This is a genomic window from Paenibacillus sp. FSL R5-0766 (genome assembly GCF_037971845.1).
Lineage (GTDB): Bacteria > Bacillota > Bacilli > Paenibacillales > Paenibacillaceae > Paenibacillus.
This window is the reverse complement of record NZ_CP150227.1, coordinates 4122344-4146477: the sequence shown is the minus strand read 5'-3', so window position 1 is coordinate 4146477 and position 24134 is coordinate 4122344. Positions and strand designations below refer to the sequence as shown.

23 protein-coding genes are annotated in these 24134 nt (G+C 44.1%); 20 read left to right on the top strand and 3 right to left on the bottom strand.

Features of this window, described 5'->3' with window-relative positions:
* Window positions 1–111: 111 nt before the first annotated feature.
* Entirely contained in the window at window positions 112–591 is a 480-nt protein-coding gene (locus MKY66_RS17795) for a hypothetical protein (protein WP_076210086.1), read from the bottom strand.
* Window positions 592–1187: 596 nt separating this feature from the next.
* On the opposite strand from MKY66_RS17795, the gene MKY66_RS17790 reads away from it, so the two are divergent.
* The gene (locus MKY66_RS17790) at window positions 1188–2489 is read left to right on the top strand and encodes an aldehyde dehydrogenase (protein ID WP_076210087.1); all 1302 of its coding nucleotides are present in this window, start codon (window positions 1188–1190) and stop codon (window positions 2487–2489) included.
* Between the two features lie 97 nt (window positions 2490–2586).
* Here MKY66_RS17790 and lexA read toward each other — a convergent pair whose 3' ends face one another.
* The gene (lexA, locus tag MKY66_RS17785; protein WP_017688034.1) at window positions 2587–3213 is read right to left on the bottom strand and encodes a transcriptional repressor LexA; all 627 of its coding nucleotides are present in this window, start codon (window positions 3211–3213) and stop codon (window positions 2587–2589) included.
* A 305-nt stretch (window positions 3214–3518) separates the two neighbouring features.
* Between lexA and MKY66_RS17780 the strand changes: the two genes are divergently transcribed.
* The 8 genes from MKY66_RS17780 (at window position 3519) to MKY66_RS17745 (ending at window position 10705) form a co-directional block, all read left to right on the top strand.
* Entirely contained in the window at window positions 3519–3896 is a 378-nt protein-coding gene (locus tag MKY66_RS17780; protein ID WP_076210088.1) for a LysM peptidoglycan-binding domain-containing protein, read from the top strand.
* Between the two features lie 95 nt (window positions 3897–3991).
* Window positions 3992–4201 (top strand): DUF896 domain-containing protein, encoded by a 210-nt coding sequence (locus MKY66_RS17775; protein ID WP_076210089.1) that lies wholly within the window; start codon window positions 3992–3994, stop codon window positions 4199–4201.
* Window positions 4202–4326: 125 nt separating this feature from the next.
* Window positions 4327–4836 (top strand): hypothetical protein, encoded by a 510-nt coding sequence (locus MKY66_RS17770; RefSeq protein WP_017688037.1) that lies wholly within the window; start codon window positions 4327–4329, stop codon window positions 4834–4836.
* Between the two features lie 28 nt (window positions 4837–4864).
* Complete coding sequence (locus tag MKY66_RS17765) at window positions 4865–5656, top strand: HAD family hydrolase (protein ID WP_076210090.1); 792 nt, start codon at window positions 4865–4867, stop codon at window positions 5654–5656.
* A gap of 555 nt (window positions 5657–6211) precedes the next feature.
* The gene (locus MKY66_RS17760; protein WP_036613590.1) at window positions 6212–7174 is read left to right on the top strand and encodes an ABC transporter permease subunit; all 963 of its coding nucleotides are present in this window, start codon (window positions 6212–6214) and stop codon (window positions 7172–7174) included.
* 12 nt (window positions 7175–7186) lie between these two features.
* The gene (locus tag MKY66_RS17755; RefSeq protein WP_036613592.1) at window positions 7187–8059 is read left to right on the top strand and encodes a carbohydrate ABC transporter permease; all 873 of its coding nucleotides are present in this window, start codon (window positions 7187–7189) and stop codon (window positions 8057–8059) included.
* Window positions 8060–8293: 234 nt separating this feature from the next.
* Window positions 8294–9928 (top strand): extracellular solute-binding protein, encoded by a 1635-nt coding sequence (locus tag MKY66_RS17750; RefSeq protein ID WP_076210091.1) that lies wholly within the window; start codon window positions 8294–8296, stop codon window positions 9926–9928.
* A gap of 102 nt (window positions 9929–10030) precedes the next feature.
* The gene (locus tag MKY66_RS17745) at window positions 10031–10705 is read left to right on the top strand and encodes a GntR family transcriptional regulator (protein ID WP_036673866.1); all 675 of its coding nucleotides are present in this window, start codon (window positions 10031–10033) and stop codon (window positions 10703–10705) included.
* 96 nt (window positions 10706–10801) lie between these two features.
* On the opposite strand, the gene MKY66_RS17740 is transcribed toward MKY66_RS17745, so the two are convergent.
* Window positions 10802–11347 carry a cupin domain-containing protein gene (locus MKY66_RS17740; protein ID WP_076210092.1) on the bottom strand — a complete coding sequence of 182 codons (546 nt, stop codon included), beginning with the start codon at window positions 11345–11347 and terminating at the stop codon, window positions 10802–10804.
* A 179-nt stretch (window positions 11348–11526) separates the two neighbouring features.
* On the opposite strand from MKY66_RS17740, the gene metH reads away from it, so the two are divergent.
* The 11 genes from metH to MKY66_RS17685 all read left to right on the top strand — a co-directional run bounded on the left by metH (window position 11527) and on the right by MKY66_RS17685 (window position 24074).
* A complete protein-coding gene (gene metH / locus MKY66_RS17735) occupies window positions 11527–14967 on the top strand; it encodes a methionine synthase (RefSeq protein ID WP_076210093.1) in 3441 nt (1146 codons plus the stop codon).
* 77 nt (window positions 14968–15044) lie between these two features.
* A complete protein-coding gene (gene rnz / locus MKY66_RS17730; RefSeq protein ID WP_017688042.1) occupies window positions 15045–15983 on the top strand; it encodes a ribonuclease Z in 939 nt (312 codons plus the stop codon).
* Window positions 15984–16339: 356 nt separating this feature from the next.
* Complete coding sequence (locus MKY66_RS17725; RefSeq protein ID WP_076210094.1) at window positions 16340–17149, top strand: TIGR01457 family HAD-type hydrolase; 810 nt, start codon at window positions 16340–16342, stop codon at window positions 17147–17149.
* 6 nt (window positions 17150–17155) lie between these two features.
* On the top strand, window positions 17156–17977 hold the full coding sequence (locus MKY66_RS17720; protein WP_036673861.1) for a DNA-formamidopyrimidine glycosylase family protein: 822 nt from the start codon (window positions 17156–17158) through the stop codon (window positions 17975–17977).
* Window positions 17967–18815, top strand: a complete 849-nt coding sequence (locus tag MKY66_RS17715; RefSeq protein ID WP_076210095.1) for a deoxyribonuclease IV — start codon at window positions 17967–17969, stop codon at window positions 18813–18815. The genes MKY66_RS17720 and MKY66_RS17715 overlap by 11 nt, the downstream gene beginning before the upstream one ends.
* 19 nt (window positions 18816–18834) lie before the next feature.
* The gene (locus MKY66_RS17710; RefSeq protein WP_017688046.1) at window positions 18835–19173 is read left to right on the top strand and encodes a cyclic-phosphate processing receiver domain-containing protein; all 339 of its coding nucleotides are present in this window, start codon (window positions 18835–18837) and stop codon (window positions 19171–19173) included.
* Entirely contained in the window at window positions 19173–19490 is a 318-nt protein-coding gene (locus tag MKY66_RS17705; protein ID WP_076210096.1) for a thioredoxin family protein, read from the top strand. Before MKY66_RS17710 ends, MKY66_RS17705 begins: the two co-directional genes overlap by 1 nt.
* Window positions 19491–19492: 2 nt before the next feature.
* A complete protein-coding gene (locus tag MKY66_RS17700) occupies window positions 19493–20266 on the top strand; it encodes an ATP-binding cassette domain-containing protein (RefSeq protein WP_076210358.1) in 774 nt (257 codons plus the stop codon).
* A gap of 6 nt (window positions 20267–20272) precedes the next feature.
* A complete protein-coding gene (locus tag MKY66_RS17695; RefSeq protein WP_076210097.1) occupies window positions 20273–21322 on the top strand; it encodes an SAM-dependent methyltransferase in 1050 nt (349 codons plus the stop codon).
* A gap of 226 nt (window positions 21323–21548) precedes the next feature.
* Window positions 21549–23027 carry a serine/threonine protein kinase gene (locus MKY66_RS17690; RefSeq protein ID WP_076210098.1) on the top strand — a complete coding sequence of 493 codons (1479 nt, stop codon included), beginning with the start codon at window positions 21549–21551 and terminating at the stop codon, window positions 23025–23027.
* Window positions 23028–23051: 24 nt separating this feature from the next.
* On the top strand, window positions 23052–24074 hold the full coding sequence (locus tag MKY66_RS17685; protein ID WP_076210099.1) for an SAF domain-containing protein: 1023 nt from the start codon (window positions 23052–23054) through the stop codon (window positions 24072–24074).
* Window positions 24075–24134: the final 60 nt, after the last annotated feature.

Sequence of the window (24134 nt, the reverse complement as noted above, 5' to 3'; positions counted from 1 at the left end):
CATTTCGGATTTCATAGCTATCCATATCCCAGTTTGATGAACGATGACTTATTTATATAGGTTTGAGCTGGAAAATGCTCTTTCAGGCTGGGCTTCACAATCCGATCTTCATTACATTTTACTGTCAATCTGAAATTTGAAAGAATCGTAACCCGTAAGATCATCCATTGAGTAAAACTCAACCGTTTTGCTTTCACCTTTTCCCAGGAAGTCAACCGTACCGTCTGCTGTACCGATTTGTTTTCCGTCTTTGTCGTTAATGGTCGCTTTTAGCAAAGCAACTTCGAATTCTTTATCAGTGTTTTCAATAGAGGCTGTTAAAGACCACATCCCATTATCATCTTTCACGGACACTTCTGATATTTTTAAACCATCAAGTTCATATTCGATTGCTTCACCTGTTTCTGCTACTTCCTCTTGCTTAGTTTCTTCTTTTGCCTGCTCAGTGTCTTCTAATACAGGCGTTTCTACTAGATCTGTTTCAGTTGATTTCACTGGCGCTGTATTGGCTGTTTTTTCTGTCTCACTTCCACATGCTGTTATTGCTATAGTCAGCATTAAAGCTGACAATAAAAGTGATGCTTTTTTCAAGATGATTCCTCCAATATATGTATTCTGCATATAGTCTATCAGACCAAGGTATATTTTTCTATGTAAATGAGTGGATAAGGAAAAGCTAATACATGTGGAGTCGCAACTAGAAGGGGATAGCCTCTCATAAACCTTAATAAAGGTCATTGTATCAGTCAGTCTGTCCTAGATGGTCGCGAACTTCTAACTTCTTGCGGCACCTTGTCTTTAGGCATCTCAGTTGTTCTTATCAGGCAACGGCTGAACATTCAGTCATTTCTCCTTAGGCATTCATCCTTTTACTCAGATATTAGAATACCTGCTACGATAATAGATGTTTTCCATGAGACTGTTGAGTTTAAAGCCAGAACTCACCTACTATCGCAGTAAGCTGATACTGTCTATAGAATGAAAGACTTACATAGCACCCTCATAAGGCAACTTGATAGCCACGAATAGAAAGGAATACTAGCTTTCACTCTTTCAAAATTCCAACCATCGTTCAAATACATACAAATGGATGTTTCATTTGTATGTTGAAAGTTTCATATAGAAGAGGTATACTTTAATTGAATTTTGAACAATTAAATTTTTAATAATTAATTGGAGATGTTAATATGGATCAGGCAAAACAACTTGTGACAGAACAACGTACATTTTTTTATACAGGACAAACTAAAAAAATCGAGTATCGGATTAATGCGCTTCAACAGCTTAGAAAGGGAATTGAAAAGTTTCAGCAACGGATTCAAGACGCACTTCGGGCGGATCTGAACAAATCTGAGGCGGAAGCTTACGGTTCCGAGATTCGCGTTGTTCTGGGTGAACTGGATTTTGCATTAGAACACCTGCAGGAATGGGCTGCACCAAAACAAGTCCCAACCAATTCGGCTATGCCGGATGGGGTGAGTACCATTTACCCTGAACCATACGGAGTGGCTCTTATTATTGCACCTTGGAACTATCCTTTCCAACTGGCCTTTGGTCCACTGATTGGAGCAATTGCAGCCGGTAACTGTGCAGTTATCAAGCCTTCTGAATTAACACCAGCCGTATCTCGTCTGACGTATGATCTGATTCAGGAGATCTTCCCTCAGGAGTATATTGCGGTTATGGAAGGCGAAGTTGAGGCTAGCACAGCATTGTTGAAAGAGAAGTTTGATTATATTTTCTTCACAGGCAGCACAGGTGTTGGTCGCATTGTTATGAAGGCAGCTGCGGAGCACTTGACTCCTGTAACTCTTGAGTTGGGTGGTAAGAGTCCTGCTATTGTCCATAGTGATGCAGATCTGAAGCTGGTGGCCCAACGTATTGTTCGTGGTAAATTCCTGAATGCGGGGCAAACATGCGTTGCTCCGGATTATTTGCTTGTACATGAACAAGTTCATGACGAATTGATCAATCTGATTGGCGCAGAGATCAAAGATAAATTTGGGGATGATGTGTTACAGAACGCTGATTTTCCGCATATTGTTAACGCGCGTAACTTTGATCGGTTGTCGAAGTTCCTTACAGATGGGAAAACGCTGATAGGTGGACGGTCTGTGTGTGAGCAGTTGCTGATTGAGCCAACTGTACTTGGGGATGTGAACTGGGAATCGGCTGTCATGCAAGAAGAAATCTTCGGTCCGATTCTTCCTGTATTTACGTACAGTGACCTGAATCCTATGCTGGATGAGATTGTTCGCCGGCCAAAACCATTGGCGCTATATCTCTTCACACAGGATGAGCAACTGCAGGATCAGGTTCTGAATCAAGTATCCTTCGGTGGGGGATGTATTAATGACACACTTTCTCATATGACTTCACACTATCTCCCGTTTGGTGGTGTAGGAGAGAGCGGTATGGGCTCATATCACGGACAACAGAGCTTTGATGTGTTCTCGCATCACAAGAGTGTTCTGAAACGCAGTGAATAATTGGCCGCAAAAAAACATGAAAAAAAGAGGTTGTCCTGTTGATCAGGACAACCTCTTTCGTATTTCATTACATCTAGTTTGTTACTCAAGTTAAATATTAATGAATATCTCGGAAAAGGCCAATGACTTTACCCAGAATACTAACATGTTTCAAACGTAAAGGTTCGAAGGTCGCATTCTCCGGTTGAAGGCGAATATGATCTTTCTCTTTATAGAACGTTTTCACTGTAGCTTCATCGTCTTCAGTCATTGCAACGACGATATCACCGTTATCAGCAGTTTGCTGTTGACGGACAATAACGTAATCTCCATTAACGATTCCAGCTTCCACCATACTATCTCCGACTACTGAAAGCATAAACACTTTTTGTTCGCCTACATAATGTGTAGGAAGAGGGAAGTAGTCTTCAATGTTCTCGGTTGCAGTGATTGGAACCCCGGCTGTAACTTTACCAACGACAGGAATACGTGCAACGCTATGAGCAAATTGATGAGAATGCTCAGATTCTTCCTGGCTCAAAAGCTCAATGGCTCTTGGCTTGGTAGGGTCGCGTCGGATCAAACCTTTTTTCTCCAAACGATCCAAATGTCCATGTACTGTTGAGCTGGAAGCTAGTCCAACCGCTTCACCAATTTCCCGTACGGAAGGAGGATACCCCTTCAACCGGACTTCATTTCGTATAAACTCCAGAATAGCCTGCTGCCTGCTGGATATCTTCGACATACCGTATCAACCCCATTTTAGTAACGTTTGGGAAAATTATAACATAGAACCTCCGTTCGTACAAACATAAGTTCTAAATAAAATAGCATTAAATCAGTGTTTTTTAACTTTTAGAACAGCATCTGTCCAAAATCCAGAGCATAATACTGCAAATGTGCAAATGCTTTGCAAAAGAACTTCATATATGATATATCTCCCTTCGAAAAATAAGCGAACAATTGTTCTAAAAATCTATTGAACAAAACAAGTGTTCGTGTTATATTGATTTCAACAGATAGGAACAAACGTTTGGAGGCGGGTATTTAATGAGATATTCTACTTATCAAAGCATTTATGAACCGATGAATTCGGAACTGGTGAAGTCTAACATAGGGAACTACAAGAAGGTTTTAGCGCGTTTCAAGATTTCTTCATGGATGTTAAAGGTAGCCATTACCTCTATGATTATATTTATTGGATGCAGCACCGTTTTAACTGTATTTGCCGGCAATGAGAATGATGTTCTGCCTGGAGGAAAGATAGCTGTTTCACAAGGGGAAACATTATGGAGTATTTCTTTGGAACATAAACCGACGAATATGGATACACGTATTTATATAGAAGCAATTAAGAAAGTGAATCAACTTCATACAACTTCCATCCAAGTGGGACAAGTACTAGCTCTACCGCAATTTGCAGAATAAAATGCACATCAATGAGTGTTAGCGCGTGTCAGCTTGACAAGTAGCCTTTATAATGGCAAAGTTAATATGACTTTGTATTTTTGGAGGGGACAAGCTTGGATATAGATAGTCTGGTAGCACGCATTAACGAATTGGCTCGTAAGCAAAAGTCCACTGGATTGTCGGAGGAAGAACTTGCTGAACGTGCCGAGCTAAGAGAGATTTATTTGAGCAATATTCGCAGTAATTTCAGACAACAACTGGATACCATTGAGATTGTTGATGAGGAGAATGACAAAGGCCACCAAGGCAAACTCAAACACTAACGAAACCTAATGATATCATTATGATATTTAGGTTTCTTCCTGTTATTTTGAGTGTGCAATTTATAGGGGGAAATGTTGGTTTACAGTTATGTAAGCCGATACAAAGACACATAAGGGGGATTCTCATGTCGCGTTCGTTCGAGAGAACGGTTAAGAAAAATTCCAAGCAGTTAAATCAGCAACGCAAAAAAAGTGGTCAACCAATCACAGGTACACCAGGTGAAGAAGTCTTTAAGGGACGCAGCTTGTTGTTCCCAATATTTTTGATCGGTCTCGCCTTTTTGTATCTGTTTATGAGCACATTCCTTGTGCAAGCTCCAATGACAACTTGGGACTGGGTGACCATGCTGCTTTACGTATTTTTGGCAGTCATCTTCATGCTTCGCCGTCCATACATCAAGATTAGCAGTAATCGGATTATAACGACGAAGGGTAATCGTGAACGTTCAATTGGGGTTGACGATATCGTCAAATTCAGAATTGAACCAGGTACAGTTGTTATCGAACATAACAGTCGCGGGAAAAGATGGGTGTTTACCAAGTTATTGAACCGTTACGATACAGATGCGATTGCAGAACGTTTGCTGAAATTTGCAAAAGCACACCAGATCACCGTGGAAACCGTCGAAAAGTAATTATTGCATAAAGGGGTAGATGATCGGAATGGCGTTAAAAGCGATTTTGTTCGACCTGGATGATACTTTATTATGGGATGAGCGTAGTGTTCGAGAAGCTTTTCATGAGACTTGTCTAATCGCAGCGCAAGAGACTGGGGTCAAACCAGAAGAACTTGAAGAAGCTGTTCGTAATGAGGCACGTGGGCTGTATGAATCATATGAAACCTTTCCTTTTACCAAAATGATTGGAATCAATCCGTTTGAAGGCCTTTGGGCTAACTTTACTGGTGGGGATCAACCTGAGTTCCGTCAGTTGGAGCAGCTTGCTCCAGTATACCGTAAAGAATCCTGGCGTCGTGGCTTGTTGAAGTTGGGTATAGATCGGGAAGATCTTGCTGAACAACTTGCTGCGCAGTTTGGAGTAGAACGGAGATCCAGACCTCATGTATACGAAGAAACGATGGATACCTTGCGTCAGTTACAAGGAAAGTACAAACTGTTATTGTTAACAAACGGTTGTCCTGCTTTGCAACAAGAAAAGTTGGATGGTGTACCTGAATTGACTCCTTTCTTTGATGAGATTATTATCTCGGGTAACTTCGGAAAAGGAAAACCAGATCCGTCGATATTTGAACATGCTTTGAGTAAACTGGGTGTTAAACCCGAAGAGAGCATGATGGTTGGAGACAAGTTAACGACTGATATTCGTGGTGCTTTATCATCTGGCATCCAATCCGTATGGATTAACCGTGAGCATAAGACCAACAATGAAACGTATGCGCCAGACCATGAAATAACGCATTTATCGGAATTAAATCAGCTTATAGCTAATTTCTAAGCAGATCAGCTATAACATCTTTCCTCAGCACCCTGAAACATTGGAAGCTTCAATGAACGATAATGTCGTTCTTGAAGTTTCCAATGTTTTTTTATTTGAGCTTGTTGACTAAATTACCTTGTTAAAAGAGATCTCCATTTATTTTGCTAAAAGTTATTGAAATTAGGGGGAAGCTGGATTAAAATATAACTAACATACTAGTATGACTAGTATTTAGATTGTCCTAAAGCAATTTCTTTTTGACTTACATCATTAAATGGAAGCAGGGAGTTATTGCTAATTATTTTCGATTGATTGTAAGCGCTTAATATTTTGAAAAAGCTTGTTTTGATTTGGAGATCACACCACTTAGTAAGTGCTAATGAATGATGTGAAGCACCTTGGATTGTGTGATTCTACATAATACATCAAATTGATATCGCTTACATTCAGCAATTATCTATTTGGTAGTGGGGGTGAAGTTAAAGGAGTTGTTGTCTTCTACAAGAGGAGAAACGATGGAGTTTGTACATGAATTACTCTTACTTATCAAGTCCTGGATCGGAGTGAAAACACATGGAGTCGGAAACCGCTAAAACAACGTTAACCATGACATCTTTACGTAAAGAGAGCAGATTACGAACGGCAGCAACCTTGTTTCGCAAAGACTGGCAGCTGTATTCACTATTAATCCTTCCCATCATTTATCTCCTTATTTTCAAATATGGACCTATGATTGGTAATGTGATTGCGTTCAGACGTTTTGTTCCCGGGGGAAGTATATTTGGAGAAACTTGGGTTGGATTAAGGTACTTCAAAATGTTCATTGAGGACCCTACCTTCTGGAGAGTATTCGGTAATACGCTGATGTTAGGCGGACTTGCGTTACTCTTTACATTCCCGGTTCCAATCATTTTTGCCTTGATGCTTAACGAAGTGAAAAGTAAACGATTCAAGAAGTTTGTACAGACCGCGTCATATCTGCCTCATTTTCTGTCTATCGTTATCGTTGCGGGTATGATCCTGCAGCTGACAGCAGTGAATGGTTCCATTAATGGACTGGTGGCTTTCTTCACCGGAGACAATATTCCTTTTATGCAGCGGGCTGAGTGGTTCAGAACAATCTATATCACTTCCGAGGTATGGCAGGGTATGGGTTGGGGAGCGATTCTGTATCTGGCTGCACTGACAACCATTGATGATTCTTTGTATGAAGCTGCGCGTATCGATGGTGCCAATCGGTGGAAGCAAACGATTCATGTAACGTTACCAGGGATCTTGCCAACGATTGTGACGTTATTGATTTTGAACATGGGTAATTTCCTGGCAGTTGGGTTTGAAAAAATCTTACTCTTGTACAATCCGCTTATCTACGAAACATCTGATGTGATCTCCACTTACCTGTATCGGGTTGGACTGGAATCCAGTAACTTCAGTTATGCTACCGCAATTGGCTTGTTCGAATCGCTGATCGGTCTGATTCTGGTGTTCTCCGTAAATGCCATCTCACGCAGACTGACACAAAGAAGCTTATGGTAAAGGAGGAGCATCATGCAGGAATCCAGATCTTATAAGGTATTTAAAGTATTTAACGTTATCTTTCTGCTGTTTGTGGTATTTATAACGCTCTATCCATTCTTAAATGTCGTGGCACAATCCTTCAGTAGTGAGTCCTATATTAATTCAGGCAAGGTTAGTCTGTTCCCAAGAGGATTCAATGTGGAGACATATAAGACTATCTCACGTGACAGCATGTTCTGGACGAATTATAAAAATACGATTATCTATACTGTAGTAGGTACATTAATCTCCATGTTTATGACGACTATTTTCGCCTATGCCCTGTCCAAAAAGAGGTTGATGGGTCGCAAGTTTCTGACGATGTTCGCCGTATTCACGATGTTCTTCAGTGGTGGATTGATTCCAAACTATGTGTTGATTAATTCCCTTGGGTTCAACAACACCATGTGGGCACTTGTTGTTCCTGGCGCAATTAGCATATACAACATGCTGATCATGAAATCATTTTTTGAAAATATGCCTGAAGAACTGGAGGAAGCTGCCTCCATTGACGGTTTGAACACCTACGGGATCTTGTTACGCATTATATTGCCGCTTAGTAAAGCAGTTATGGCAACCATGGTGCTATTCTACGCAGTAGGTCATTGGAATTCCTGGTTCCCAGCCTTTCTGTATCTGGACAAAAAAGAACTGTTCCCGGTCACCATTTATTTGCGCAATATGATTGCAGGAGCGACAAGCGGGGCATCTGCCGGTGCAACCTCAGCTGATAACCTGACACAGATTGCTGCCAATATTAAGTCTGTAACGATGGTATTAACCATCTTGCCGATACTCACCATCTATCCATTTGTCCAAAGATACTTTGTAACCGGTATCATGTTAGGGTCTGTTAAACAGTAATACGTAGAAGCTATATAAATTGAACTAAACATTTACACAAAACGGAGAGGACAGAAAGGACCTGAAGAAGCAGCGCGTTCGTCTTTATTCCCGGATTTCCCCTTTATAAAAGGAATCAAAAAATCTGGGGATAACAGCGATCGGAAGGTTGTTCTGTCATCGGAGTGTGCAGTGTAAATATTCTTTAGTTCAATTTGTATAGAATACCAAACCAAATTCAGGGGGATAACCTAAATGAATCAAAAGCCACGTAAGTTTGTTGGTAAAATGGTGTTGGCATCAATGATGACCGTTGTTCTGGCAGCATGTAGCAGCGGTAATGGAGCTGGAGGTGACGTCACAGAAGTTCAAACCAAGGCAGCGATGGAGACGTACAATGTCGGGGATACATTCAAGGCGACTGAGCCGTTTAATCTATCGATACTGTATAGTGATCAACCCACCTATCCGTACAAAAAAGACTGGTTGCTTTTCGAAAAGATGACTGAAATGACTGGTGTTACACTTGAGCCAACGATTGTTCCTATGAGTGACTATTCTCAGAAGAGATCTCTTCTAATCAGTTCTGGTGATGCACCACTGGTTATTCCTAAAACGTACCCTGGTGAAGAGTCTGCATTTGTATCTTCCGGTGCGATTCTGCCCGTTAGTGATTATATTGATTTGATGCCCAACTTCAAGGATAAAGTGGAAAAATGGGGATTGGAAGAAGAAATCGAAGGACTTCGACAGGAAGATGGCAAGTATTATGTACTCCCGGGTCTGCATGAAGAAGTATGGCCAGATTATACATTAATCGTAAGAACAGATGTTTTTGAAGAAAATAACATTGCTATCCCAACCACATGGGATGAACTGTATGACGCTGCAAAGAAACTCAAAGAGCTGTACCCGGATTCCGTTCCGTTCTCGGACCGATTCCAATTTAATAGCACATTAGGTATTGCGGCTACCGGCTTTGGTACCAAGGCTGGATGGGGTTTTGGTAACGGATTGACGTATAAGGAAGATCAGGATGAATTTGTATATACGGCTACTACGCCGGAGTATAAGGAAATGCTAACGTACTTTAACAAGTTGGTATCCGAAGGATTGCTGGACAAAGAAAGTTTCACACAGGATGATGATCAGGCTGTACAGAAATTTGTATCCGGCAAATCATTCATGATTAACGGTAATTCCCAAACGGTGGTGCTGCACCGAAATGATATGAACAAAACGCTGGGAGAAGGCAAATACTCTGTTGCGAAGATTACAGTTCCTGGTGGGCCAAAAGGGCAATTAATGTCTGGCTCCAGACTTGAAAACGGTGTTATGATATCCGGAAAAATTCAAAAAAGCGAAAACTTCAAAGCCATTATGCAATTTGTGGATTGGTTATACTACAGTGATGAGGGTCAAGAGTTTGCCAAATGGGGCGTTGAAGGCGAAACATTTACCAAAGAGGGCGGAAAACGTAAATTGGTAGAAGAAGTGAACTACAATGGCTTGAATCCTAAAGGCACGAAGGATCTGCGTATTGACTTTGGTTTCTCTGGTGGAGTATTTGCCTACGGTGGTACGACAGATCTGCTGCAATCGATGTTTAGTGAAGAAGAGTTGAAATTCCAACAAGACATGAAGGATACCAAGGAAGTGATCCCGGCAGAACCACCAATTCCTTACTCTTCAGAGGACCGTGAACGGGTGACACTTCTGAGTACACCACTGAAAGATTATTCGGATCAAAATACACTTAAATTTATCTTGGGTGAGCGGGACTTGTCTGAATTCGATACGTTTGCCAAAGAGCTGGATAGCCAAGGATTATCTAATTATCTGAAGCTGGCAAATGACACGTACAAAGCCTACAAAGAAAACAAGCAATAATATAGTTGATGTTGGCCAGTTTACCGTTTCACACCGATATATAAGTGGAACGGTAATTTGTGCTAAGATGAATGAATACGGCTGATAGAAAGAGGTCTAGGCATGTCACTTAATCAAAAAATTAGAGGCTCGACCCGGGCATATTCATATAACCTGTTAAAAGAACGAATTCTTCACCTGGAACTTAAGCCGGGTACCAAGATTTCAGAGAAAGAGATTGCAGATGAACTGCAGGTGAGCAGAACACCCGTTAGAGAAGCATTCATGAAGCTTGCTGAAGAAGAACTGCTGGACATTATTCCCCAGAGTGGAACGATCGTCTCTCATATTAATCTGGAGCATGTGGAAGAAGGCAGGTTTATGCGGGAGAAGATGGAGAAGGAAATCGTGACTTTGGCTTGTGTTTCTTTTCCTGAAGAGTACAGATTTCGACTTGAAACCAACATTGCAATGCAGGAAGTCTGTATAGGAAAAAACAATTTCTATCGTCTATTTGAACTGGATGAAGAGTTTCATCAGATTTTGTTCCAGGGCACGGGTAAGCTAAGAACATGGAAAATGTTGCAGCAGCTGAATATTCCGTTTAATCGGTTGCGTTTATTACGTCTAGCGGAGGACTCCAACCTGGAGGTCATTATCTCCCAGCACAAAGAGATTTATCGTCTTATCACAGAGCGTCAGACCGAGCAAGCTGTTCAGGTGATGGAAGCTCATCTTAGACTAGTTGTTATTGAACAGGAATCGATAAAGGCGAAATACCCGCATTATTTTATATAATGCACCAATGTTGTATACTACTCTCCATATGCATATGCCAAAACCCCTGTTCAATTGAACAGGGGTTTTGGTTAAGCAAGTTGTAACACGAGAGTGTTAGGCTTGTTTGATAAAAGTAGGATCAGGGTATGGATCTGCAATCCAGCCATCTTTTTCGATGAACAGACGTACAGCAATAATTTGTTTGTTCTCCATTAAAGTGAAGAAGTGCGGTGTATTCTCAGGTACGGAGATAACGTCTCCAGGAGACAGTTCTACATTAAAGTAGCCCACATCATCTTTAGCTTTGATAACAAAGATTCCTTTACCAGCAACAATTGCACGAATCTCATCTTCAGCGTGGGTGTGGATCTCTTCGAACTTGGCCAGCTTTTCTTCGATATCTGGTGTTTGTTCGGACAGTGTGATGACATCCCAGATCTGGTATCCGCGACGTGCAGCCAAATCTCTGATTTCATAATCGTAAGTTTCTAAAACCTCGGTTTTCTGTTCATCAGTTAATCCAAAGTTATTTTGCAGATCAGTGTTCAGTTTGGAAGCGTCCCACTTCTCATATAATACATCGTATTTGTTCAAGAAATTTCGAACATTTTCGTCACCAGTGATGCGTTCGTTCGTATTTCGGATAACAATTTCAGCCATGTTCTTTCCCTCTTTTCCACTTGGTTTAATTGAATTATATCGGATTGCTTTGTTTTTGTCGATTCTCAAATTCCGTTCATATTCGTGCAAACCCGCCATCTTTCGGGACCAAACCCGATCTTTCACAATAAGTTAGTTTCTGTTAAACTAAGATCTAACGTTTTGCGGGGGTGAAGATATTGGATAAGATTAGTCTACACGATGCATTAAAACAACGAATATTAATCCTCGACGGTGCAATGGGGACCATGATTCAACAAGTTGATCTGACTGGCGAAGATTTTGGCGGCGAAGATCTGGATGGATGTAATGAAATGTTAGTGCTTACTCGTCCAGAGCTGATCCAGCGCATTCATGAAGAATATCTGGAGGCTGGCGCCGATTTAATTGAAACCAATACATTTGGTGCGACATCCGTTGTGCTTGCTGAGTACGATATTCAGGATCGGGCACGCGAGATCAACCTGGAAGCAGCCAGAATTGCGAAAGCTGCGGTTGATCGTTTCTCTACACCTGAATCTCCACGTTATGTGGTAGGTGCGATGGGACCAACAACCAAAACACTGTCTGTAACTGGGGGAGTAACGTTCCAGGAACTTATCGACAGTTATTTGGAGCAAGCGCTTGCTTTAATAGAGGGAGGCGTTGATGCGCTACTACTCGAAACCTCACAGGATACCCTCAATGTAAAAGCAGGCAGCATTGGAATTCAGCAGGCCTTCGAACAGAGTGGCGTTACACTGCCTCTGATGATATCAGGAACGATCGAACCGATGGGAACGACCCTTGCGGGTCAGAACATCGAATCCTTTTATATATCCTTAGAACACCTTAACCCAATTTCGGTAGGACTAAACTGTGCTACGGGTCCGGAGTTCATGCGTGATCACATTCGCTCTCTTTCCGGAATGGCATCGGTTGCCGTTAGTTGTTACCCGAACGCGGGTCTTCCGGATGAGAATGGTAATTACCATGAGTCACCAGACTCGCTTGCTCAGAAGATTGGTGCTTTTGCCGAACAGGGCTGGTTGAATATTGCTGGTGGATGTTGCGGGACAACCCCTGCACATATTCGGGCGATGCGCGACACACTTGCCCAGTACCCCCCAAGAGAAATGAACGGAACACATCCACCGGCATTGTCTGGTATAGAACCAATCTATATTGAACAGGACAATCGTCCATATATGGTCGGTGAGCGTACGAACGTGCTGGGATCACGGAAATTCAAACGCCTCATTGTAGAAGGCAAATATGAAGAAGCTTCGGAAATTGCTCGTGCTCAAGTGAAAAATGGAGCGCACATTGTTGACGTGTGTGTACAAGATCCGGACCGTGAAGAGTCTGAAGACATGGTGAAGTTCCTTGAACTGGTTGTGAAAAAAGTAAAAGTTCCTCTCATGATTGATACGACAGATGCTTCAGTAATTGATCTGGCCCTTCAGTACTCACAAGGTAAAGCGATAATTAACTCCATTAACCTTGAGGATGGCGAAGAGAAATTTGAGCTGATTACGCCGTTGCTTCATAAATATGGTGGTGCGGTAGTTGTCGGAACGATTGACGAACGAGGTCAGGCGATTAGTCGGGAAGACAAGCTTGACGTAGCGAAGCGCTCTTACGATTTGCTGGTGAACAAATATGGTCTCAAACCAGAAGACCTAATTTTTGATACGTTGGTGTTCCCAGTTGGGACCGGAGATGAACAGTACATCGGTTCAGCTAAAGAAACTATTGAAGGTATAAGAGTAATTAAGGAAGCGATGCCAGAGTGTCATACGATCCTCGGGATCAGTAACATTTCATTCGGACTGCCAGAAGCAGGCCGTGAGGTGTTGAACTCAGTTTTCTTATATGAATGTACCAAAGCAGGTCTCGATTATGCGATCGTGAACACAGAGAAACTGGAGCGTTATGCCTCCATTCCGGAAGAAGAACGCAGACTCTCGGAAGAACTTTTATATAACACAAATGATGAAACACTGGCAGCGTTCGTAGCGGCGTTTCGTAACAAGAAGGTTGAGAAGAAGGAAAAAATCTCAAACCTTTCATTAGAAGAGCGTCTCGCTTCATATGTAGTCGAAGGAAGTAAAGAAGGATTGTTGCCAGATCTCGAACAGGCACTTGCCAAATATACAGCACTTCAAGTGATTAACGGTCCACTGATGCGGGGGATGGAGGAAGTAGGTCGTCTCTTTAACAACAATGAGTTGATTGTAGCTGAGGTGTTGCAGAGTGCGGAGGTTATGAAGGCTTCTGTAGCATATCTGGAGCAATTTATGGAGAAGAATGAGACTTCGGTTAAAGGCAAGATCATTCTCGCCACGGTCAAGGGCGATGTGCATGACATCGGTAAGAACCTGGTTGAGATCATCCTGTCGAATAACGGTTACCGAATCATTAATTTGGGTATAAAAGTACCACCAGAACGTATCATTGAGGCATACCGAGAAGAAAAAGTCGACGCAATCGGCCTCTCGGGTCTATTGGTAAAATCAGCGCAACAGATGATTCTTACCGCTCAGGATTTGCGAACAGCAGGTATTGATGTGCCTATTATGGTTGGCGGAGCGGCGCTAACACGTAAATTCACCAAAAATCGTATTCGTCCTGAATATAACGGAATGGTTGTATATGCGAAAGATGCGATGGACGGTCTGGATCTGGCGAACAAATTGATGAATCCCGTTTCACGTGAAGTGATGCAACTGGAGATGGAAGCAGAAAAAGAAGCTGATGCTTCAAGTGCTGTAGCTGTTCAGGCTCTTCCAGAGCTTACGCGAGTGGAGCGTTCGGATATTGCTGTAGATAATCCGGTTCTTGTCCCGCCTGACCTGGAGCGGCATACGATGCGTAACTACCCATTATCACATATCCTGCCATATGTGAACATGCAGATGTTGCTTGGACATCATCTGGGGTTGCGCGGTTCAGTAGAACAACTGCTTGCTTCAGGTGATAAGAAGGCTACCGACCTGAAAGCAGTCGTGGATGATATCATGCAAGAAGCTGTTCGTGACGGGATTATTCAGGCACATGCCATGTATCGTTTCTTCCCTGCTCAGTCCAGTGGTAACAGCATCATCATCTATGATCCAAAGGACACCAGCAATATTTTGCATACTTTTACGTTCCCACGTCAAAAAGTCGAGCCGTTCCTGTGCCTGTCCGACTTCCTGAAGCCTGTTGAATCCGGTCAGATGGATTACGTTGGTTTCATGGTTGTTACGGCCGGACACGGTGTACGTGAACTATCCACGGCGTGGAAAGATCAAGGGGATTACCTTCGCTCGCATGCTCTGCAATCCGTAGCGCTTGAAGTAGCAGAGGGATTAGCTGAGCGTGTGCATCATATGATGAGAGATATATGGGGATTCCCGGATTCAGCCCAGATGACCATGAAGCAACGTCACGGTGCACGCTATCAAGGGATCAGGGTATCCTTTGGATATCCGGCTTGTCCGGATTTGGAAGACCAAGGGCCGCTGTTCAAGTTGCTGCAGCCTGAGGATATCGGGGTGGAATTGACGGAAGGTTTCATGATGGAACCTGAAGCTTCCGTATCAGCGATGGTATTCAGCCATCCGCAAGCTAAGTATTTTAATGTAGAGAAGGCATAAATTCAGTAGAGTGTCAGGCAAAGCCCTCCGCATTGTCGGAGGTTTTTTGCTGGCAACAGAAAGAGGTGCGATCCAGAATGGAACTATATTTCCTGGGAACTAATGCTGGTGTACCTACGCTTCAACGGAATGTAACTTCCATTGGGCTACGCATGTTGGATGAGCGCAGAGCTTTGTGGTTGTTTGACTGCGGGGAAGGAACGCAGCATCAGATTTTAAGTTCTCCGCTTAAACTGAGCAAATTGGAGAAAATATTCATTACACATCTGCATGGTGATCATGTATTTGGACTTCCAGGACTGCTTTCGAGCAGAGCCTATCAAGGTGGCACCACACCATTAACCGTATATGGTCCGCCAGGTACGGAACGAATGATCAGTACAACAATGGAGCTTAGCCAATCCCGGGTTAACTATGATTTGAATATCGTGGAACATACGGGCGGCGTCCTGTTCGAGGATGACAGTTTTATTGTGGAAGCAGCTTTGCTTGAGCATCGGATTGACAGCTATGGATACCGGATCACGGAAAAAGATCGCCCAGGAAGCCTGGACCCAGCCAAACTGGCGGAATACGGTTTGAAACCAGGCCCATTGTTCGGCCGGCTGAAACGTGGAGAAACCATTACGTTGGATAACGGTGATTCGCTTCGTCCAGAAGATGTATTGGGAGCGCCAAAGCGTGGTATGGTAATCACCATATTGGGTGATACACGTCCATGTGACAATGTACAGCCTCTTTCCATCAATGCAGATGTACTTGTACATGAAGCTACATTCATGCATGATCTGGCCGATACAGCACATGAGTACTATCATAGTACTTCTAAACAAGCGGCAGAAGCGGCTAGAGCAGCCAATGTAGGGCAACTAATCATGACTCACTTCAGTTCACGCTATAAGGATGAGGATCAACTTCAGCCCCTTTTGGAAGAGGCGCAGTCCGTATTCCCGAATACCAGACTTGCAAACGAACACCAGCTTATTCCTGTCGTGCATCGCAAGCAAGAATCTTAACCCTGATTGCGAACCAGTGCACGGTTAAACACGTCATATAAAGATCCGGGTAATTGCACGGGACTGAGGGAGAGGAACTCCCGCGGTCCCTTTTGCAATCTGGTCAGAAAGCGTGTAGGATGGGCAATATGAAGAGGGAAATGATTCAAATTATTTTCCGGGAAAGCGCAGGAAATGACAAGCTTGTACAGAAGACGCGCGAGTTAAACCGTCGGTGTTCGATCCGGTTCGACTTGTTGCGTACATATGTCAGCAAGCCATTATTTTTTGCCTGAATACATAGGTTCGCGGTCAAGTTCGAGGTAGATGATTAAGGACATGAAATGTTAATGGAATAAAGAAAGGAAGTGCTGTGTGTGATTAAGGCCTATCTGATTGACTTGGATGGTACGCTCTATCATGGCAGACATCGTATCGAAGGAGCCGATCAGCTTATTCGAACACTGCAAGAGCTAGGAAAGCCGTATTTATTCGTAACAAATAATTCTTCCCGTACACCACAAGGTGTGGCAGATCATCTGAACGGGATGGGCATACCTGCCGACGCGTCTCAAGTATGCACTTCTGCAGTGGCAGCTGCTGAATATGTTGCTGAAGAGTCCCCAGGTGCAACAGTGGCATGTATCGGAGAAGCAGGATTGCTGCAAGCCATAGAAGAAGCAGGACTACAGCTGACGGAAGATGCGCCAGAATATGTGATACAGGGGATTGATCGTGAATTTTCCTATCATAAACTGACCAAGGCGCTAAGGTGGATTAATGCGGGATCAAAATTCATCATGACCAACCCGGATCTGCAGCTTCCTTCCGATGATGGACTGACACCTGGGGCGGGGACTATTGGAGCAGCAATTGAAGCAGCAACCGGAGTCCATCCTACAGTCATAGGAAAGCCATCGAGTGTTATAATGAAGTCGGCCATTAGCAGGCTAAACCTGGCGTCTCATGAAGTGGCAGTGATCGGAGATAATATGCGAACCGATATTGCAGCTGGAGTGGCAGCAGGGTGTGAGACACTGTTGGTACTTACCGGTATCACAACACGGGATAATATGGATGGACACATTCAAGCGGCGAAGGCTCGACCTGATCATGTGTTTGAAGATTTGCATAAATTGATGGAGTGGCTGTCGCAAGAGGCAGACCAAGCTTCCAAAAAGGGGTAATGTACGATGCCGGAACTACCGGAAATGGAAAATTACCGGACCTTGCTGTCCGAGAAAATACTTGATCTACTGATTACAGGTGTGGTAATTAACCGTGATAAAACGATAAATACGGAGCCTGATCTGTTCATCAATGAACTTACAGGTAATCGCATCATATTTGTTGAGCGCCGAGCGAAGCATCTGATTTTCCACTTGGCTAATGGTAAACGTCTGGTGCTGCACCTCATGTTAGGCGGTATGATTTTCTGGGGCACGGAAGAGGAACGCCCTGATCGTTCCACACAAGTGGAAATTCAGTTTGGCGATCACATTTTATTCTTTATCGGACTGCGCTTGGGTTATTTACATCTGCTTACTTCGAAAGAAACCGAAGAGGCGATGTCTGATCTTGGACCTGAACCTTTGGATCGACGGATGAACGTGGAACGTTTTGCTTCCCTGTTGAAAGGTCGCCGGGGTACGCTCAAGACAACGTTGGTAAACCAACATATTATTGCGGGGATTGGCAATTGTTATTCGGATGAGATTGCTTTTGCTGCCGGTCTGAGACCAAGCTCCAAAACGCAGAACATCGCGGCTTCACCTGAGCTGACGGAGCGTTTGTTCCATTCGATGCAGTCGGTGTTGCGTGAAGCAGCTTCTGAGGGCGGTTATATGGAAATGCCGCTGATGCAAGGGGATACGAAGACAGGAAGTTTTGACGAGCAATGTCGCGTATACGATCGGGAAGGCGAGACTTGTCCGCGCTGCGGGGGAACAATTGAACGAGTGGAAATTACGGGCAAGAAGGCGTTCTTCTGTCCGAAATGCCAGCATGAGGCCTAAAACCGGAATCGGGGCACATGTCAGCACGAGAGGTGGATTTCTTCAGGCAGCCAAAAGAGCACATGCGATGGGGGCAACAGCATTTCAGTATTTTCCGAAGAACCCGCGTAGCCTTGGCCTGAAAAGTCTGGATCTCAAGGATGCTGAGCAGTGCAGGGATTGGTGTGAACAGCAGGGACTTGCTTCGATTGCACATTCACCCTATCCCACGAATCCGGCGTTGGGTATGACCCGTGGAGAGGCGGGGTTTCATGCTACAATAGCTTCTATTCGCAATGATCTTGAAATTTCGAATGCTTGCGGTTCTGTTGGGACGGTGGTCCATTTCGGACATATCAAAACAAACGATCCGCTGGAGGGTTATCAGAACCTCATTCATTGTCTGGATACCGCCTTGGAGAATTGGAATGGACATTCAAAGGTACTGATTGAAAATCAGGCAGGTGATCATGGCCCGATGGGCACGACGATGGAAGAAATGATACAGATTCGCAAATTGAGCCGATATCCGGAGCATATTGCTTTTTGTTTTGACACATGCCATGCTTTTGCTTCAGGTTTGTGGTCGTCAGGCAACGAAGCGGCGATGCTCGATAAGGGCAGGATGCTCGGGTATTGGGATAATGTTGCTGCTGTCCATTTTAATGATTCCAAATATGCGTCTGGTTCGTGTAAGGATAGACATGCGAGGATCGGACAGGGATATATCGGAAATGAATCAATGAAGGCATTGTTAAAGGCGCCTGAGTTCCAAAATGCGGTTGTTGTGCTCGAGACAGAAACGGGCGAAGATGGAACGCACCATGATGATATAGCGCTCATGCGTTCCTGGTTATAATGGGGAGAGGAGCGATTGTATGCATGTTTTTTTGGATGACTATCGGGCATGTCCGAAAGGATTTGTTCTGGCAACGAATGCTGAAGAGTGCCTGATGCTGCTAAGAGAAGGTGACGTGGACATTTTGTCTCTGGATTATGAGCTTGGTCCAGACTCGCCCAATGGCGGTGAGGTCGCGGCATCTATTGTACGAGAAGGTTTATTTCCGCGCGAGATCTATTTGCATACGTCCAGTATGTTTGGGAAACGCCAGATGTACGAGATGTTATATAGCAATAAACCGGATTCGGTAACCATTCATAATGGACCAATGACGGGTGAGGTCATGCTGCGTGTTGCCGCGGGAGAAGAAAGTTAATGAAGCCAATTACATCCAAAATGTTAATGCGCAGTGTATGGGAAGGCATGCCACAGGCTGTATTTATATATACCCCTTTATGTGGGACATGTGCGGCAGCACGGCGTATGTTAGAGGTCGTTGAGCACATGCTGCCAGAAGGTATTTTATTCGAAATGAACATTCATGACATTCCTGAACTTGTACAACAATTTCAAATTTCAAGCGTTCCAGCAGTGATGCTTTTTGACGGCCAGTTAGATGTTCCAAAAATGGTTTATCGGATGAGCTCTGTGGAGCATTTGCTCTCGGAGATCCGGAAGGCGGTGCTGAAATGAGTATAATCTCGATGGAACATGTCTCACTTAGACGAGAAGAGAATCAAATCTTGGATGACGTACATTTGCGCATCGAACAAGGCGAACATTGGGTTATTCTGGGCCGGAATGGTTCTGGCAAAACAACGTTACTGGAAATGATGAATGGATATATGTTTCCAAGCCAGGGGCGCATTGAAGTGCTCGGTAATCTGTATGGACAATGTGACGTCAGGGAAGTTCGTAAGGAAATCGGTTATATCAGCCAAACGTTGATTGAGAAACTCACACCCAGAGATCCGGTATGGGAGGTCGTCGCTACAGGAGCTTATGCTTTTTTGCGTTTTTATCAGACAATTCCGGATGAAGTAAAAGCAAAGGCAATGAGTTTGCTGCATGACATGGGTTTTGCCAACCTGGCTAACAACTCGCTTGGAACGTTATCCCAAGGGGAGCGCAAAAAAGTCATGCTTGCTCGTTCATTAATGGCCGAGCCAAAATTGTTGATTATGGACGAGCCTTGTGCCGGACTGGATTTATATGAACGTGAGAAAATGCTGGCTGAGATTGATCGTCTGCGCCAGCGTAACATTACAGTTGTGTATGTAACACATCATGTTGAAGAGATCGTACCTTTATTTACACATGTGGCCTTGATCCGCGATGGACGTATTGCGGCAGCCGGCCCCAAACATGAAGTTTTGACACAGGATACAATTAAGCATACGTACGATGTTCCGGTCGATATCCAGTGGGATAATGGTCGTCCGTGGATACGCGTACGTTCTGGAGGGTAACACAATTTGAGTACACAATCGTCTTGGGAAGAAGGCAACTTCTCCCGTTTTATCTGCACGGCCAATCATGGCTTTGCCCCTTATGCTCAGGAAGAGTTGCGCCGTACGTTTGGTGCGGTGAAGAGCACGGTACTCGTACCAGGAGAAATACTGCTTGCGGGTCTGCCTGTAGCGGAGGAAGAAGTTGCAGATAAGCTGTGGGCAGAGTATCCAACGTTTTTACGTCATATTCAACCTGTTCAGTTTCAGGAGAATACAGAAGATTCGGAGCAGTCTATTGAGAAAATGATTGCATTTGTGTTGAATCATAAGGAATTGACTGGTGCCTCTGTCGTGTTGCAGGTACGGAAGACAGAAGGGGCCTTTTGGCAAGAAAATGCAGCCTCATTGAAGCAACTGCTAACTGAAAAGCTGGATGAGCTAGGCTGTGAATGGGTTGTACGTGATGCTGCATATGTCATTTCTGTATTTGCAACGAATGATATGTTGTATGCTGGCATATCCAGACCTGAACAGAACCTGTCAGACTGGAGCGGCGGAGCCGTACGTTTTCAAAAAGAAGATGGGCAGATCTCGCGGGCCAAATTCAAATTGCTTGAAGCCGAGCTAACGTTTGGCATTGACTTTACTTCATTTCATAAAGCACTCGATATCGGTGCAGCACCAGGTGGATGGACCTCGTTCCTGCTTGAACGTGGGCTTGAAGTAACGGCGGTAGATCCGGCGAAGATGGACGCTACGCTGCTGGCATCACCAAAACTGACTTTTTTGAAGAAAAATGCAGGGGATGTGCGCTTCCGCGAAGGAGAGTTCGATCTGCTCGTATGTGATATGAGTTGGAGTCCGAAGCTGATGAGCCGACTTGTGTCGGATATTCTATATAGCCTTCAGCCTGGAGGAACAGCGATTGTTACCGTGAAACTGTTGCATAAAAAACCGCTCGCGCTCATTAAAGACGTCATTGATACGTTTGAGCGTTCGCGGATGCAGATTCAACGTTCCAAGCAGTTGTTCCATAACCGGGAAGAGATTACACTTTATATGGTCAAATATTAAGAGATCTAGCTTGATTAAAGCAGTTAAAGGTATTATGAAATTGATTCGATTAAGCTCATTTTATTTTGTGCTTTACAATCTATTCCTGCCTGTACTATAATGATACCAATATTAACCATAACAAACCTGAGGGAAAGCATCCCGAAGTGAACAAAACCGGATATCCGGTCTGTTCTTCTTCGGTGAAGCTTTCCCTTTTTTGTTGTGTATTAAAGGAGGAATTGGTATGAGACATCCGGCCAGGCTGGAACGCGGAAGCCTGCTGGGAGGTAGATATCGTATCGTATCCATTCTGGGAACAGGCGGAATGAGCCATGTATACGAGGCGGAGGATCTGAAGTTGCCGGGCAAGATATGGGCAATTAAAGAAAGCGTAACGATTATGCCATATGAAGGCAGTATGGAGACGGAGGCAGCTCTGCTAACATCTCTTCGTCATCCAAGATTGCCGCAAATTGTTGATTTTTTTGTCCCGGATGAAGATGGGTACACATACTTGGTGATGGAATACATCGACGGGTTAACGCTCAGTGAGTATTTCAAGCAGTGTCGTGGGAAGATCCCGATGGAGCAGTTGACGGAGCTTGTACTTCAATTGCTCGATGTGTTGAGTTATTTGCATAATCTGAATCCACCTGTGATCTATAGGGATCTGAAACCATCAAATATCATGATCACACCGGAACATGAAGTAAGATTAATTGATTTTGGCATCGCCAGAAGTTACAAACCGCAAAGTGCCGAAGATACCGTTAAGCTGGGAACTGCTGGTTTTGCCGCACCTGAACAGTATGGCTCGGGTCAGACTGATGCGCGTTCAGATCTATATGGACTCGGCGCATTGCTGCTGTATCTTATGACAAGTGGGGCCTACACGGAATGGATTCAGGGTGTGGAAAGCTCTATCCGGAGTGATGTTCCGCGGACGTACATCCCTGTGGCAAGAAGACTGTTAAGATATAATGCCGAGGAGCGATTCCAATCTGCCGATGAGGTGCGGAAGGAACTGCTCCGAATACCCGGTGGAATAACGCCTGGTGGAGATACAACCATGACCTTGAATGGCGGAACAAGAGTGATTGCCTTGACTGGTGCTTCATCTGGTGTAGGGGTTACCCACACGGCTATAGCTATCAGTCATTATCTCGAAAGGCAAAACTTCAAAGTAGCTGTGATTGAAATGTCACCTCGCTCTCAATCCTTTGCAAGGATTCAACAAATCGCTCAAGCGGGTAAACCGGTGCCAGTAGGCAGACAGTTTGCAGTGGATGGTGTGCATTATTGGAAACAATCCGGGCGAGCGGATATTTTGTCTTTGCTTGGGGGGAGTTATCAGTTCATCGTGATGGATCTCGGTAGTGGTCAGGACCAGAACCGGCTGGAAGAATTCCTTCGTGCAGATCTGCCGATTGTTATAGGCTCAGGTGCCGAATGGAGACAGGCGGAGATTGGTGCTTTTGTTCGATCACATCATCGGTATCCACGAGAGAAATGGATCTATTGTCTGCCCCTGGCAGCAAGTGAAGCAGTTCAGCGCATTCGTAAAGCTCTGGATACATCGAGTGTGTATGGGCTGCCATTACATATTGACCCTTTTGACAAGGACGCACAGATGGATAAAGTGTTTTCTCATATTTTAACGCATATGATGGCACAGCAGCCCAAGAAACGTTCATTCTTTTCAAGAAGGAAAGTACATGATTAGAAGATTACGAAAGGAGAGCCTCTTTTGTCTAAATTAAGAAAACAAAGCCGTCAACTGATCTATGCTGGACTTATCGGAGCAGGAGCTGTAGGGTTGGTGTTCGGAGGATATGTTATTTACAATGTCAAAACGATGGGGGATGTCAGGTCAGCTGTAGAAGCCCGTTATTTATCGGCATATGAGGAAAAGGAAGCTGAATTAAAGCAACAATGGGATTCGGGAGCACAAGGATGGGTTACGATTCGGGATATTGAAGCAGGTGAACCGATATTACCGGAGGATCTGAAGCTTATTGCTGTTCCGGATGCACAAGCACCGCGAAATCTCTGGTCCAGTACCAAGCAGATGGAGGGCCAAGTGGCCAAAATAGAGTTGAAAAAAGGAACAGCCATTACCACCGAGATGGTGTATGAGGATGTACCGGCTCCGCCTGATTTAAGAAATCGAGAGCTGCAAGTTGTATTACTGCCGTCCTCACTTGTTAAGGGAGATATTATTGATGTTCGTATCCAATTCCCTACCGGACAAGACTATGTTCTCTTATCGAAGAAAAAAGTGGAACGACTCAATGCAGCTACCTTATGGATTACGATGACGGAGGAAGAGATTCTGTCACTCTCAAGTGCAATTGTAGATGCCTATTTACATAAAGCTTCAATCTATGCCTTAACCTATGTAGAACCACAGTTTCAGACACCTGCAATCGCGACGTATCCTGCCAATTCAGAAGTGTTAAAACTGCTGGAGAGTGATCCGAACATTGTTCGACGAGCCGAACAGGAGTTATCCAGACAGGTGCGAAGTTCGCTTGAAAGTTCACTGGCCGCCTCCATGACAGCACCGTCAAAAGGGGTTGAACAGGATGTGGCACAATCCTCAGTTACCTATAACAGTCGTCCATCATCAAATAATCCGGCAACGTCGGATGGAGTGATGTGGAATGATGGTTCAGGAAACGGAGCAGGAGCTGATTTGGGAAGCTCAGATAATTCTGCGCAGGCTTCACAATCAGATGAACAGCAGAGCCTGCTAACGGGCGGAGAATAGAGATCGAATCGAGGTTTACATTAGTCTAATTCAGATAACAGGGAGTTTAAGAAAAAGAAA

Coding starts and splice junctions, on each gene's coding strand:
- MKY66_RS17790 (WP_076210087.1), top strand. CDS start 1,188: ATGGATCAGGCAAAACAACTTGTGACAGAACAACGTACATTTTTTTAT.
- lexA (WP_017688034.1), bottom strand. CDS start 3,213: ATGTCGAAGATATCCAGCAGGCAGCAGGCTATTCTGGAGTTTATACGA.
- MKY66_RS17780 (WP_076210088.1), top strand. CDS start 3,519: ATGAGATATTCTACTTATCAAAGCATTTATGAACCGATGAATTCGGAA.
- MKY66_RS17770 (WP_017688037.1), top strand. CDS start 4,327: ATGTCGCGTTCGTTCGAGAGAACGGTTAAGAAAAATTCCAAGCAGTTA.
- MKY66_RS17765 (WP_076210090.1), top strand. CDS start 4,865: ATGGCGTTAAAAGCGATTTTGTTCGACCTGGATGATACTTTATTATGG.
- MKY66_RS17760 (WP_036613590.1), top strand. CDS start 6,212: ATGGAGTCGGAAACCGCTAAAACAACGTTAACCATGACATCTTTACGT.
- MKY66_RS17755 (WP_036613592.1), top strand. CDS start 7,187: ATGCAGGAATCCAGATCTTATAAGGTATTTAAAGTATTTAACGTTATC.
- MKY66_RS17750 (WP_076210091.1), top strand. CDS start 8,294: ATGAATCAAAAGCCACGTAAGTTTGTTGGTAAAATGGTGTTGGCATCA.
- MKY66_RS17745 (WP_036673866.1), top strand. CDS start 10,031: ATGTCACTTAATCAAAAAATTAGAGGCTCGACCCGGGCATATTCATAT.
- MKY66_RS17740 (WP_076210092.1), bottom strand. CDS start 11,347: ATGGCTGAAATTGTTATCCGAAATACGAACGAACGCATCACTGGTGAC.
- rnz (WP_017688042.1), top strand. CDS start 15,045: ATGGAACTATATTTCCTGGGAACTAATGCTGGTGTACCTACGCTTCAA.
- MKY66_RS17720 (WP_036673861.1), top strand. CDS start 17,156: ATGCCGGAACTACCGGAAATGGAAAATTACCGGACCTTGCTGTCCGAG.
- MKY66_RS17715 (WP_076210095.1), top strand. CDS start 17,967: ATGAGGCCTAAAACCGGAATCGGGGCACATGTCAGCACGAGAGGTGGA.
- MKY66_RS17710 (WP_017688046.1), top strand. CDS start 18,835: ATGCATGTTTTTTTGGATGACTATCGGGCATGTCCGAAAGGATTTGTT.
- MKY66_RS17705 (WP_076210096.1), top strand. CDS start 19,173: ATGAAGCCAATTACATCCAAAATGTTAATGCGCAGTGTATGGGAAGGC.
- MKY66_RS17690 (WP_076210098.1), top strand. CDS start 21,549: ATGAGACATCCGGCCAGGCTGGAACGCGGAAGCCTGCTGGGAGGTAGA.